General features: G+C 42.3%; 7 protein-coding genes, 2 tRNA genes and 2 rRNA genes (1 of these 11 running past the window's edge). 2 read left to right on the top strand and 9 right to left on the bottom strand.

The window, feature by feature from the left end:
- From BST97_RS14465 to BST97_RS14435, 6 genes are all read right to left on the bottom strand, one after another.
- Window positions 1–66: ribosomal RNA gene (locus BST97_RS14465) — 23S ribosomal RNA — on the bottom strand; it reaches 2,763 nt to the left of the window's first position.
- A gap of 211 nt (window positions 67–277) precedes the next feature.
- Window positions 278–351, bottom strand: a tRNA-Ala gene (locus BST97_RS14460).
- Between the two features lie 131 nt (window positions 352–482).
- A tRNA-Ile gene (locus BST97_RS14455) sits at window positions 483–556 on the bottom strand.
- 147 nt (window positions 557–703) lie between these two features.
- Window positions 704–2,229 (bottom strand): 16S ribosomal RNA (locus tag BST97_RS14450).
- Together the 16S and 23S rRNA genes with 2 tRNA genes alongside form the textbook arrangement of a ribosomal RNA operon.
- A gap of 1,031 nt (window positions 2,230–3,260) precedes the next feature.
- On the bottom strand, window positions 3,261–3,980 hold the full coding sequence (locus tag BST97_RS14440; RefSeq protein ID WP_085767904.1) for a pirin family protein: 720 nt from the start codon (window positions 3,978–3,980) through the stop codon (window positions 3,261–3,263).
- A 159-nt stretch (window positions 3,981–4,139) separates the two neighbouring features.
- Window positions 4,140–5,423: a multidrug effflux MFS transporter gene (locus BST97_RS14435; RefSeq protein WP_085767903.1), complete on the bottom strand. Its 1,284-nt coding sequence runs from the start codon at window positions 5,421–5,423 to the stop codon at window positions 4,140–4,142.
- Window positions 5,424–5,518: 95 nt separating this feature from the next.
- Between BST97_RS14435 and BST97_RS14430 the strand changes: the two genes are divergently transcribed.
- Together BST97_RS14430 and kynU are read left to right on the top strand one after the other, a co-directional pair.
- Window positions 5,519–6,187: a hypothetical protein gene (locus BST97_RS14430; RefSeq protein WP_085767902.1), complete on the top strand. Its 669-nt coding sequence runs from the start codon at window positions 5,519–5,521 to the stop codon at window positions 6,185–6,187.
- A 2-nt stretch (window positions 6,188–6,189) separates the two neighbouring features.
- On the top strand, window positions 6,190–7,452 hold the full coding sequence (kynU, locus tag BST97_RS14425) for a kynureninase (protein WP_085767901.1): 1,263 nt from the start codon (window positions 6,190–6,192) through the stop codon (window positions 7,450–7,452).
- A gap of 76 nt (window positions 7,453–7,528) precedes the next feature.
- On the opposite strand, the gene BST97_RS14420 is transcribed toward kynU, so the two are convergent.
- The 3 genes from BST97_RS14420 to BST97_RS14410 all read right to left on the bottom strand — a co-directional run bounded on the left by BST97_RS14420 (window position 7,529) and on the right by BST97_RS14410 (window position 13,907).
- Window positions 7,529–10,003, bottom strand: coding sequence for a sodium-translocating pyrophosphatase (locus tag BST97_RS14420; RefSeq protein WP_085767900.1), 2,475 nt, complete (start codon window positions 10,001–10,003; stop codon window positions 7,529–7,531).
- 191 nt (window positions 10,004–10,194) lie between these two features.
- Complete coding sequence (locus BST97_RS14415; protein ID WP_085767899.1) at window positions 10,195–12,681, bottom strand: DUF5686 and carboxypeptidase-like regulatory domain-containing protein; 2,487 nt, start codon at window positions 12,679–12,681, stop codon at window positions 10,195–10,197.
- A gap of 245 nt (window positions 12,682–12,926) precedes the next feature.
- Window positions 12,927–13,907: a pyruvate dehydrogenase complex E1 component subunit beta gene (locus tag BST97_RS14410; RefSeq protein ID WP_085767898.1), complete on the bottom strand. Its 981-nt coding sequence runs from the start codon at window positions 13,905–13,907 to the stop codon at window positions 12,927–12,929.
- Between the last annotated feature and the right edge of the window lie 149 nt (window positions 13,908–14,056).

The following is a 14,056-nucleotide window of genomic DNA, read 5'->3' as shown; positions in this document are numbered from 1 at the left end:
CTTATCACGTCCTTCATCGCCTCTGAGAGCCTAGGCATCCCCCATACGCCCTTGTTTTGCTTGTAATGTCCGGGTCATACATGACAACGATATCATATATGACGCCCTTCTTGTATCTCTACAAATTGTTTCTTATTGTCCCGGATACGTAAACGTATCCGAAACGCTCGTTTTGATCTTTTCAGTATGTCAAAGAACTTTTTTTCAATTAAGAATTCATGTTTATGAATCTAGAATTGAAACGATCCAACTACGCACAAGGCTTCGTCGGACATAGTGGAGAATATCGGAGTCGAACCGATGACCTCCTGCGTGCAAGGCAGGCGCTCTAGCCAGCTGAGCTAATTCCCCATTTTTTAGTTATGAGTTATTAGTTATGAGTTATGAGTATACCCTACCCTTAACCTACCCAACTTCTAAAATTTCCTTTATTCTATAAATGAACATTATGCGATTTAGGCTTTCGCGAAAGCGTAAAACAGTAGTCTCGGGCAGACTCGAACTGCCGACCTCTACATTATCAGTGTAGCGCTCTAACCAGCTGAGCTACGAGACTCTATGTGGACCACCCGTGGCGGACCCAAGATCTTAATTGACAGCGCCTCCTTAATCGAAAGCTTTTAAAATAAACACGCCGATCGGGCGTCGCGGAAAAGGCAATGGAATCCCTCTCTACTTGGTTCCGTTATTTCAGGAACTCCAGAAAGGAGGTGTTCCAGCCGCACCTTCCGGTACGGCTACCTTGTTACGACTTAGCCCCAGTTACCGGTTTTACCCTAGGCAGCTCCTTGCGGTCACCGACTTCAGGTACCCCCAGCTTCCATGGCTTGACGGGCGGTGTGTACAAGGCCCGGGAACGTATTCACCGCATCATGGCTGATATGCGATTACTAGCGATTCCAGCTTCACGCAGTCGAGTTGCAGACTGCGATCCGAACTGTGATGGGGTTTGAAGATTCGCTCCTCCTCGCGGAGTGGCTGCTCTCTGTCCCCACCATTGTAGCACGTGTGTGGCCCAGGACGTAAGGGCCGTGATGATTTGACGTCATCCCCACCTTCCTCACGGTTTGCACCGGCAGTCTCGCCAGAGTCCCCGGCATGACCCGCTGGCAACTGACGATAGGGGTTGCGCTCGTTATAGGACTTAACCTGACACCTCACGGCACGAGCTGACGACAACCATGCAGCACCTTGCAACATGTCCGAAGAAAAGTCTGTTTCCAAACCTGTCATGCTGCATTTAAGCCCTGGTAAGGTTCCTCGCGTATCATCGAATTAAACCACATGCTCCACCGCTTGTGCGGGCCCCCGTCAATTCCTTTGAGTTTCATTCTTGCGAACGTACTCCCCAGGTGGGTTACTTATCACTTTCGCTTGGCCACCCAGCCCTCAATCGGGCCGGACAGCTAGTAACCATCGTTTACGGCGTGGACTACCAGGGTATCTAATCCTGTTCGCTACCCACGCTTTCGTCCATCAGCGTCAATATATTGTTAGTGGCCTGCCTTCGCAATCGGTGTTCTATGTAATATCTAAGCATTTCACCGCTACACTACATATTCCGGCCACTTCACAATAATTCAAGACGTCCAGTATCAATGGCAGTGCCGGAGTTGAGCCCCTGCATTTCACCACTGACTTAGACGCCCGCCTACGGACCCTTTAAACCCAATGATTCCGGATAACGCTTGCACCCTCCGTATTACCGCGGCTGCTGGCACGGAGTTAGCCGGTGCTTATTCTTACGGTACCGTCAACTCCCCACGCGTGGAGAGGCTTCTTCCCGTACAAAAGCAGTTTACAACCCATAGGGCCGTCTTCCTGCACGCGGCATGGCTGGATCAGGGTTGCCCCCATTGTCCAATATTCCTCACTGCTGCCTCCCGTAGGAGTCTGGTCCGTGTCTCAGTACCAGTGTGGGGGATCTCCCTCTCAGGACCCCTACCCATCGTAGCCTTGGTGAGCCGTTACCTCACCAACAAGCTAATGGGACGCATACTCATCTCATACCGTAACCTTTAATCAAATAGCGATGCCGCTTCTTGATACCATGAGGTGTTAATCCAAATTTCTTCGGGCTATCCCTCAGTATGAGGCAGATTGTATACGCGTTACGCACCCGTGCGCCGGTCGCCATCTTCCAGCAAGCTGGAAATGCTGCCCCTCGACTTGCATGTGTTAGGCCTGCCGCTAGCGTTCATCCTGAGCCAGGATCAAACTCTTCATCGTGATGTCTCTTTTGTTTTAACAATGAGATCTGTTGTACAGGATCCCACTACCTCCTCAAATGACGACAACCCGATCGACATATCGTGTCTATTCTATATACTTTCTTTATTATTGCTGTTCTTACCTTGAAGATTTCCCTGCCTATATATCTAGGACGGGAATCCTCAGAACTGTGCTGTCAACCAATATCTCAATGAACCTCTACCGGAACTTGTAAAACCAGAATCAAAAAGGACAAAATTCAATTTGTTTTCCCTTGTGATATTCCAGCCTTCCAGTGAACTTCTGCCTCGTAAAACATATCGTTGTTTCGCTAAGTGGGTGCAAATATACAGACACTATTTCTTTCCAACCAAAACTTTTTGCAAAATAATTATAGGTTTTTTTGACTTCTTTAGCCACCCCTCTAAAAACTAGATACTTAGACCACAAAAAAAAGCGAACTTTTTTACAGCGCATTCCTGTACAGTGAAAATTCAGCCCCTGGACTGCTTTCAATCTGGGAATGGGTATGATCTACTATATTATTTGCAGGTCATCAATTTTAGAGTAGCCCTCAACCCCCTGAAGGAGTCTTTGAAGCACATCGTGCTATGTTTCCCAGAAAGGAAGATGGTTGGAATAATGAGTCATGATGATATATGATAAACCTAGATTCAAAGAGAAGGCGAGTCTCGAGCTGGAGACACCCACGCTTTACGCCCCCAAACCCCCGAAGGGGGCTATTAGTAAATCTCATTCATTTTTAATGTTAACGCGGGAGGAGCAGCGGGTTTATAAAAGGAGCTCCTGAATTACACTCACTACCCTTTCGAGGAGACTTTTATTCACAGGACATATATCTAATGAAGTAAATTGACAAAAAGAGATTTATCTTACCATGCTTGGGTAAACGGTATTCTATAATAGTAGAAAATTCTTGAGTTGCAGTCCCTAAATCTTTTGAAGAGCACTGTAGCTATTTTCAGATCGAAAATTTAGGTTTTCAGATCATTACTAAAGACTGAATTGCGATCTGGTTGAGTTCGTTTTTAGTATTGGGGTAATTGCATAGGTACTTCAATAAGTAAAAGCTTAGAATTTATTGCAGCTTGAATGGTTATCTCCTCGGCAGAATCTATTCCGATGGCGTCACGCTTTTTAAGATTCTCATCTACCATATTAACCTCGCCCTCAATCACCATGAGATAAAGGCCAGTTTCTTTTCCTTTTCTTTTATAAGTTAGCGATTTACCAAGGTCTACTTGCCCCATACTTAACCATGCATCCTGATGTATCCACATATTACTTGCACTTTTGTCTGGAGATATTATTTGTTGCCAACCGTTTGACAGGTCTTTAGCTATAAATTGCTGATCATATCTAGGTTCTACACCACGCTTATTGGGAAAGATCCATATCTGGAATAGTCTGAGATCTTCTGAATCGCTTGCATTATATTCAGAATGAGTGACACCTGTGCCAGCGCTCATCACCTGGACCTCGCCTGTTCTTATTTGAGCAGTATTACCCATACTGTCCTTATGTTCCAAAACACCAGACAACGGTATAGTAATTATCTCCATATTATCATGTGGATGCGTGGGAAACCCAGCACCTGGCGCGACACGATCGTCGTTCAAAACTCTGAGAACCCCAAAATTCATTTTTTCTGGATTGAACCAGGATGCGAAACTAAATGAGTGTTTGGCCTCCAACCAGCCATGGTTTGCATATCCTCTATCTTTTGATCTATATAAGGTCTTTTTCATAAGTTTTTATTTACATAAACAATATTTGTACAGACAAATATAAATGATCTAATAATCTTAGATGTGAATAGTTTCTAAATTAGTTGATTACAGCGTGAAACTAATTCGCTTTCGCGAAAGCGAGATAACAGCTCAACCTTTAACTAGCACCAAAGGGATTTAACTAGAATGTTGCCTTTTATCGTTGTGCTGATGGTGTTCTAGGTAAGCTTTCGCGAAAGCGTAACCATGAGCAAACTTCTTACGATATACTTCTACAGCAATATGAGCAAAAATGGCTGAGAAGGCAAGCATCAGAAATAACGGAAATAGTTCAGTTTTCAAAAAATGCGAAACGTACCAACTCGCAAACGAGCCAAAAATCATGCTTATCGCCCCCACAAACGCACTGGCACTACCAGCTTTCTTAGTAAATGGCTGAAGGGATAATGCAGTTACGTTAGGATTCTGAAAACCGATGAGCGTGAGCATGGCAAACAGAAGCGGATAGATCACCCAAAATTCCATCCATCCCATACTTGCAAATAGTAGTCCAGCCCCAGACACCAGTACCAATAATACACTTACCACGTAGGTTACCTGAAAAGTAGTGTACTTTTTCAAAAACAATCTGTTTACCTGACTCCCTGCGATGAGTCCCGCCGCATTGCTCCCAAACACATAACCGAACTGTTCTTGAGATAGGCCAAAGTAGTCCATGAATATAAAAGGGGCAGCCGCAACATAGCCTAACAACAACCCTATTACAAAGCCCCTTGCTGTTGAGAACAGGAAAAAGTCGTGATTGCGATATATTTCAAAATACTCTTTAAGCACGGGAACGGGATGTAAACTCGTTGTTGTATTGGGCTTTGAACTTTCTGGGAGAATAAACAAAACATTTAAGAGCATCAAAAATGCAAATGCTGCTAATCCATAAAATATCCAGTCCCAATGGAAGTTTGCGATTACAAAACCTCCTATCGTAGGCGCAATGATAGGCGCAATTCCCATGATAAGCATGAGAGTTGAAAGCACATCTGCAACATCTTCTTTTTCAAACAAGTCACGGACTATCGCCTTGCTGGCAACCATTCCCGCACAGGCACCGAGTGAGGTAAAGAAACGTAATGTCGCAAGAGACAACACATCCCATGCAAATGCACTCATGATACTTGTGGTGATATACAGAATCAGACCTACTATGAGCGGTTTGCGCCGTCCATAGCGATCCATGAGTGGTCCGTAGGCCAGTTGTCCCAATCCTATACCTATAAAGTAAGTGGTTAAGGTTAACCCTATATCGCTAGTATCAACATTGAAATCACCAGCGATCTGCTTAAAGGCAGGTAGATAGGCGTCTATAGAAAATGGTCCTATGGCAATTAATGTCCCTAATACCATGATGATAGAATACTTACGCCTCTTGCTTAACGATCCTTTTTGTACAAATTTTTGTTCCACGCTGCAAAGCTACTTTTATAAAAATCGACTGGCATAGAGTTTAGAAAGGTTTACCATTTGATAAACCTAGTATCTTTGTGGGATAACATTATGTCATGAAAAAATTCACATTTCTGCTACTTGCATTTTTTGCGCTGATCGCCTGCAAAGACAAAACAGCTGATACAAAAAGAGAAGCCACAGATACTAAAGAAACAGAAAAAACCATGAGCGTAGATTACGCAATTGCAAAAAATGCCGGGATTGAGGAATGGAATAAAGTTAAAGAGGTGCATTTTACTTTTAACGTGGAGCGCAACGGTTCAATAATGTGTTCTAGACAATGGAAGTGGCAACCCAAAACTGAAAAAGTCTCTCTTGTTTCAAAAGGAGATACTGTAGTTTACAACCGCTCGGAAAAATTAGATAGTCTGACGGTTAGTACCGATCGCGCTTTTATAAATGATGTCTACTGGCTCCTACCCTATTTCAAAACGCAATGGGATGAAGGTGCTAACATAAGCTTTCCAAATGATCAAACCATGCAAGTTCAATACACGGGCGATGGCGGCTACACTCCTGGTGATCGTTATGACCTCACATTTGATAAGAATAAAAGAATCACCTCTTGGGATTATTATCCCGCAGGTTCTGATCAGCCTGCCATGACCACTAGTTTTGAAAATTACCAAACGGTCAATGATATACTCATTGCTCTTGATCACAAGACTCCTGATGGCAGCACAAACATTTTCTTCACCGATGTTGAAATTTTTAAAGAGTAAATATGCAGTTTAAGAATACAAGGGAATTTGCTTTAGAACTGGATAAGAGTGATGATTTATCTCGCTTTCGCGAAAGCTTCCACATTCCAAAACAGAAAAATGGAGAAGAAAGTATTTATTTCTGTGGGAACTCTCTAGGGCTTCAACCTAAACAAACCAAAGAGTACATCAATCAAGAGCTGGACGACTGGGCAACATTAGGCGTGGAAGGACACTTTGAGGCGATGAATCCCTGGATGCCCTATCACGAAAACCTTGCAGAAACTACCGCAGAAATAGTCGGCGCGAAAACTCACGAGGTCGTGGTGATGAATACCTTGACCACCAACCTTCACCTGCTGATGGTCAGTTTCTACCAACCAAAAGGTCAACGACGTAAAATCTTAATTGAGGCAGATGCCTTCCCTAGCGACCGATTTGCTGTTGCCTCGCAGATTCAATTCCATGGCGGTGATCCAGAAACTGATCTAATCACCTGGAAACCTAGAGAAGATGAACATACACCTCGCATTTCAGATCTAGAAGAAATCTTGAATAAGCACGGTGATGAGATAGCTCTTATAATGATAGGAGCCGTTAATTACTATACGGGTCAATTTTTTAATCTCAAAAAGATTACAGAACTAGGACATAAGCAAGGTTGCCTAGTGGGATTTGATTGCGCTCACGGTGCTGGTAACGCTCCGCTAAACTTACATGACTCTGGGTCAGATTTTGCAGTATGGTGTACTTATAAGTATCTCAATTCAGGCCCGGGAAGTTTAGGTGGCTGCTTTGTTCATGAGCGTCACGCACAAAATTTGGACTTACCTCGTTTTACAGGATGGTGGGGACATAATAAAGAAACCCGTTTTGGCATGCGTGATGATTTTGACCCGATCTACGGTGCTGAAGGCTGGCAATTATCCAATCCGCCTATTTTGAGTATGGCAGCAATAAAAAGTAGTCTCGATATATTTAAGGAGGCTGGTTTTGAAAACCTAAGAGCAAAATCTATTCATTTGACATCTTACCTTGAGTACTTATTGCATGAAATGGAGGGGGATCGCATTGAGATCATCACTCCTACTGAAACAAAAGACCGAGGCTGTCAACTCTCGCTTGCCGTTAAAGATGCAGATAAAAGTTTATTTGAAACAATTACCGAAAAGGGAGTGATTGCAGACTGGCGAGAACCCGACGTTATAAGGATTGCGCCTGTTCCTTTATATAATAGCTTTTTAGATTGCTATAAGTTTGTCGAGATTTTGAAAGAATCGATGTAGAACGAGATCTATTAAATGAAAAACCTCCAACTCGGTAATCCGAATTGGAGGTTTTTTGATTATCGAGGATTTCAATTCAAATATTCAAAGCCTCTATTTTCTCCTCAACCTCTTGCTCACTTCCAAAAAACTCTTGTGTTTTAGTAACTATAGCTCCGTTGATTTTTGATTTAGTAGTCACTAAGGCTGTAACCGTGCCTGTAGTTTCGTCAATATTTTTTTTAACATCAACTTCTATCATTTGCTCTGCATTTGCCGTAGAAACTTCAATGATACTTTGCGGAGTTGAAGCCGTTAAATTGTGTGCGGCATGACCTCCCAAAATAGGAGCTACAACTAGACCGATCAGACAAGTCAGTTTGATCAAAATATTCATGGAAGGTCCTGACGTGTCCTTAAACGGATCACCTACAGTATCACCAGTTACGGCAGCTTTGTGTGCATCACTACCTTTATAAGTCATTTTACCGTTGATTTCAACTCCGGCCTCAAAAGATTTTTTAGCGTTGTCCCAAGCTCCACCAGCATTATTTTGAAAAATTGCCCAAAGAACTCCACTCACCGTAACACCAGCCATGTAGCCGCCCAGCATTTCTGCGATATCGAGATTGTTCATACCAAAAGCCATGGGCAAGAAAGCTATCAGTAATGGAAATCCGATAGTCAACAATCCCGGTAACATCATTTCTTTAAGCGAAGCTTTGGTTGAGATATCGACACATTTATCATACTCAGGTTTACCGGTTCCTTCCATGATTCCCGGTATATCCTTAAATTGCCTTCTTACTTCCTGTACCATTTGCATGGCCGCTTTACCTACGGCATTCATGGCAAGCGCGCTAAATACAACTGGAACCATGCCACCAACAAAAAGCATGGCTAATACAGGAGCTTTGAAGATGTTGATCCCGTCAATTCCTGTAAAAGTGACGTAAGCAGCAAAAAGAGCTAAAGAAGTTAAAGCCGCGGAAGCAATTGCAAAGCCTTTACCCGTGGCAGCGGTCGTATTACCTACTGAATCTAGAATATCCGTACGTTCTCTAACGATAGGATCCTGCTCGCTCATTTCTGCTATACCTCCAGCATTATCTGCAATGGGTCCGAAAGCATCAATTGCAAGCTGCATAGCAGTCGTTGCCATCATTGCACTTGCCGCAAGCGCTACTCCGTAAAATCCAGCAAAGGCATAAGATGCCCAAATTGCACCAGCAAAGAGAATGACTGATGGAAATGTAGAGATCATACCCGTTGCGAGACCAGCAATAATATTAGTACCTGCACCTGTCGATGATTGTTGAACGATTTTAAGCGTTGGTTTCTTTCCAAGTCCCGTATAGAATTCGGTTACCGAAGAAATTACGGCTCCTACAACAAGACCAACAAGCGAAGCAAAAAACACATTGAGTGAAGAAACTTTTAAATATCCACTACCGTCTTCACCAAAGAATTTCATCTCCATATATTCTGGAAGCATCCACATACACAATCCATAGCAAGCTATAGCCACCAAAACAATCGATGTCCAGTTACCCACATTCAAAGCGCCCATGACTTGAGATTCCTTGGCACTATTGCTTTTAATTTTCACAAGCATGGTTCCTATAATAGAAATGATGATTCCCACACCTGCAATGGCGATAGGTAAAAGAACGGGACCTATCCCGCCAAAATTATCCATGAATCCAAAACTCGTACTTCCTACCTCTTCGACATTGAAAGATGTGACATCTCTGATAACATAATTTCCAAGGACCATTGCAGCAAGCACCGTTGCTACATAAGAACCAAAAAGGTCTGCTCCCATACCGGCAACATCACCTACATTATCACCCACATTATCTGCGATGGTTGCTGGATTGCGTGGATCATCTTCAGGGATTCCTGCTTCTACTTTTCCAACAAGGTCTGCACCTACATCAGCGGCCTTTGTGTAGATACCACCACCTACACGTGCAAAGAGTGCAATAGATTCTGCACCTAGAGAGAAACCAGCAAGGGTTTCCAGCACAACCGTCATTAACTCTGTAGGAGTTTTGAGAACACCGTCATAGTCAGCTGCTTCCCAAGAGCTACCCATGAAATACCAGTAAAAGAAAATGAAGAAAGCAGTAAGACCTAGGACCGCAAGCCCGGCGACCCCCAGTCCCATAACCGTACCTCCACCAAAAGATATTTTCAAAGCTTTGGGAAGTGATGTACGAGCAGCTTGAGTGGTTCTGACATTGGTTTTGGTGGCAATTTTCATCCCAATGTTACCCGCGTAAGCTGAGAATACCGCACCAAAAATGAATGCAACAACTATTAACCAGTGTGTCGTGGGCACGATAAAACTTACTATGGCCAGCAACACGCTTACAATTACGACAAATATGGTAAGTAAACGATATTCTGCTTTGAGAAACGCGAGAGCTCCTTTATAAATATGATCGGCGATCTCTTTCATCGTTCCGTCTCCCGCCTCCTGTTTCATGACCCATGATTTTTTCAAAGTCATATAAATAAGCCCGACTAGTGCAAGCACTAACGGCATATAGATTACATATGTTTCCATAAAATTAATTTGATTAAAAATTAGCTGAGCTAATGTACTAAATTAATGTTAAGAAAACGATATAGTGTTTTGTAAGCAGATTGATTAATGCTTTCTGCTCAATCAAGCTCACCAAGCTTTGTGAATATGATAAAGATTTATGGGTTTTACGCTTTCGCGAAAGCGTAATCACACCAATCACTTATACAACTTTAGAAACTAAACCCAAAGCTACCAGTCACCCCTATGTTTCTAGCGTCGGGAAGATAATTATAGCTCCCTCTAAAGTTGACATCTAGGCGTAAAATCTTAAAGATATTCCCGATCCCTGCGCTGTATTCCCAGTAAATATCAGTAGGTGCGCGGTATTCCAGATTGCTGCGGTTGATGGCGATATTCTCGTCACTTATGGTTCCATAAACTGCTTTCAAACCTACAAGTTCGCGCAAATTCAAATCGCGCAACCATGGAATTCTTGAGAACAATCTCCCGTTGAAATTATGAGAGAGGTGCAGTGTCGTGTATTGATCGGTTACAAACTCGTAGAAGTTCATGGTGTTAAACGCTCCTGAAATATTGAAATAGGTCTGGTTACCTGGTATGACATCGAGAAGTGCCAGTGGCACCTGACCGAAGGTTTTCCCAGCTTCTATTCTAGCGGTGAGCCTCCCGAATCCACCTATATTAAATGGATGTGTATAATAAAACTGGGCGCGGTCATAATTGAAATCACTGCCCAGCAGGTCTTCTATTCCTCGAGAATAATTTACATATAGAATAGGAAAGTCGCCATCATTAATAATTGTGCGGTCCACTCCGTAATTAGAAGTTTTGCGACCTGGTGTATAAGTGGTGCTTAACGTGAGCATGGACTGGTTCACCTGGCCACGTATCTCATCACTTCCCGGTACTCGATAATCCAGACTGAAACCCGTAGGATTTGCCGATTTGATCGTGCGGTAACTACCATTAAGTCGTATTTCCCAATTGTAAAGTGGCTCAAAACTGATCCCTGCAGTTGATAGATTAATTGATGAAAGCCTATCATTATTCCCTGAAGCGATCAAGGCACTTGATGCCAAGCTGCGTCCCAAAACGTCGTTAGTATTAGTGAGACTTGCCGCCAGTTGCTCAATATCCCTACGGTTTCCTGCATACAGGGTCAATCGGCTGCGTTTATCCAGCAAGTATTTACCAGAGATTCCATACTTAAATTGATTGTCACCAAAACCATAAGCCATATAACCTTCTAGACGCCATGGATCATTTGCCGTGAAGTAAGTTCTTCCACCTAATCTAACACGCCATTTTTCTATTTCATTATAACCAAATACAGAAAACACTGGTCCTATATCAAAGTTATCTACCTCATAATATCCAGACGCAAGAACGGTTCCTATGTTATAGAGACGTTTGAATTTTTTATTTTGCTTGAGGGTGTCGAGCATGGTATAGATTTGCTTCTCATCTTGATTCAATTTCTCAAGACGGTTCTCGTCCCAGTAAGCTTCATCGCGATCATAAATCATAGGATCGTAATCGTTCACTCGCCTGCGGTAAAAATCTTCTTCTTTTTTAATGTCAAACTGATAATCGTCAAATAGTGTGGTACGCTTTCCGTAAATACCTTTTGATTCCTCTTTCTTATTTAGAGCAAAATCACTCATGAAATAATCACGGGTAATTAAGAAAAGACTGTCGTTGAGCACATCATACTCCTGCTCAATGTAAATTTCCTTGACCCAGTTGATATTGGCAGATTTGGTTGCCTGAAGATTGATTTCTTTAATGGCATAAGACTCCGTTGCCACCCAAAAATCCCCTTTGAAGGTGAGTTCCCCTTTGCGCCTAGGATAATAAACGATGTTATAGGCTTCGACTCCATCAACTAGCGCCGTGTCACGTAAAACATAATTATAAGCATCGATCCCAGCTTTACCTATGGGACTCACAAAACTCTTATCAAAGAACTTTAAGTGCCGCTCATAAACATCTATGTCATTATATAAGTCTTTAACAAAGGCGATAATCGTTTGGTTATTTGAGAAGCCACTATTTTTATTGGCTTTTAGAACATCTTTCTCCTTGTTCATCTCATTATCTCCGTAAACGGTAGAAAGAGATTCATTGATAAAGATGGGCAGGTAGGTTTTTCCTGTAACTGCGCTGGTATCTGCATAATCAAAAATGAACTCCATACCATCAAATAGTTTAGAATTAATCATTGCACTATCTATGGTATTCATGTCAAATTCAAGCTTCTCGTATTTCTCGTACTGGTATTGCTTGAACTGGCTCAAGCCATTTTTGCGCCTATTCTCCCAAACTTTTCTGAGAATATCGAGAGCTGGATTATTCTTCTTTGATGTTTTTCCTGAGTAAACCACGACTTCATTCAAAGCCTCTGTATCGCTTTGTAGTACAATATCCATATCCAGCACCGCGCGACTTTGTAGTGGAACAGTTAGGGTTTTATAACCTACAAATGAAAACTGGACCTCGTCATAATTACCGTCAGACTGTAAATAGAATCTGCCATTATCATTGGTTATGGTTCCATCGCTGCTGTTTGGAAAAAAAACATTTGCAAAAGCTATCGGCTCACCGTATTCATCTTGAACCACACCACCCACCTTAGTCTGTGAGTAGATAATCTGAGAAACTGATAATAATAAAAGTAGAAGAACTCTAAGTCGCATTTAAGTGCTGGTATTCGGTTTGAAACTTCAAAGTGGAAAGATATCTTTATTTCCCAATGGATTTGTTATTTCGGTCAATAATTATGGAGCTCTTGAACTCTTGATAGATTAGTACGCTTTCGCGAAAGCGAAACATCACTAATCTCATAGGCATTAAATCACATAAAAGAATAAAAAAAAGTTCCACAAAAAAGCCCGCGACTATGTTACGGGCTCTATAATCATTTATTATAAACAAACTAAGTTTATTTTCTATACATCACCTTCTTGACTCCTTCAACTACATCTTGAGCGTTAGGCAACCACTCCTCGAGCAAAACTGGTGAATATGGTGCTGGAGTATCTTGAGTATTTATCTTATAAACAGGAGCGTCTAGATAATCAAAAGCCTCAGCCTGAACCATGTGAGAGATTTCAGTAGCAACGTTACCAAATGGCCAAGCTTCTTCAAGAATTACCAATCTATTAGTCTTCTTTACCGACTTTAAAACAGCCTCCTTATCGTAAGGACGTACGGTACGCAGGTCGATGATTTCACAAGAGATACCATCTTTCTCAAGCTCATCGGCAGCTTTGTAGGCCTCCTTGATGATTTTACCAAAAGAAACAATCGTGACATCATTACCTTCTCTTTTCACATCGGCAACGCCTATGGGAAGTACGTATTCATCTTCAGGCACCTCGCCCTTGTCACCATACATTTGCTCCGATTCCATGAAAATTACTGGATCATCATCACGTATGGCAGCCTTCAACAAGCCTTTTGCATCATAAGGGTTTGAAGGTACAATGACCTTAAGACCTGGTGTGTTTGCAAACCAACTTTCAAATGCTTGGGAGTGTGTCGCGGCGAGCTGTCCAGCACTTGCTGTAGGACCACGGAAAACGATAGGGCATTTTAACTGCCCACCACTCATCTGGCGAATTTTTGCGGCATTATTAATGATCTGGTCAATACCCACGAGTGAGAAATTGAAAGTCATATATTCTACGATAGGGCGGTTGCCCGTCATGGTAGAACCTATCGCAACACCAGCAAAACCCAGCTCAGAAATAGGAGTATCTATAACTCTCTTAGCTCCGAACTCGTCCAGCATTCCTTTAGATGCTTTATAAGCTCCGTTATATTCAGCCACCTCTTCACCCATGAGATAAACCGACTCATCTCGTCGCATCTCCTCGCTCATAGCCTCAGCTATGGCCTCTCTAAACTGTATGGTTTTCATATTTATTTATGGTCTAGATTCAAGAAGCCAAAAATAAAACACCCCACACTTATAAGGCTTAGTTTTTTAATAAAATAAAATGCTTAATGTGGTTAGGCAGCGGTATTTTTACCTAATTGCAATCTTGAATTTTGAAGATGAACTTAAGG

The organism is Nonlabens spongiae, from assembly GCF_002117125.1.
GTDB lineage: Bacteria > Bacteroidota > Bacteroidia > Flavobacteriales > Flavobacteriaceae > Nonlabens > Nonlabens spongiae.
Note: the sequence above shows the minus strand (reverse complement) of the source record. Positions and strands in the feature narration are given on the sequence as shown.

Bases quoted from the DNA above. Each gene is read 5' to 3' on its own strand.
- BST97_RS14410 (WP_085767898.1), bottom strand. From the start codon at position 13,907: ATGAAAACCATACAGTTTAGAGAGGCCATAGCTGAGGCTATGAGCGAG.
- BST97_RS14420 (WP_085767900.1), bottom strand. From the start codon at position 10,003: ATGGAAACATATGTAATCTATATGCCGTTAGTGCTTGCACTAGTCGGG.
- BST97_RS14430 (WP_085767902.1), top strand. From the start codon at position 5,519: ATGAAAAAATTCACATTTCTGCTACTTGCATTTTTTGCGCTGATCGCC.
- kynU (WP_085767901.1), top strand. From the start codon at position 6,190: ATGCAGTTTAAGAATACAAGGGAATTTGCTTTAGAACTGGATAAGAGT.
- BST97_RS14440 (WP_085767904.1), bottom strand. From the start codon at position 3,980: ATGAAAAAGACCTTATATAGATCAAAAGATAGAGGATATGCAAACCAT.
- BST97_RS14415 (WP_085767899.1), bottom strand. From the start codon at position 12,681: ATGCGACTTAGAGTTCTTCTACTTTTATTATTATCAGTTTCTCAGATT.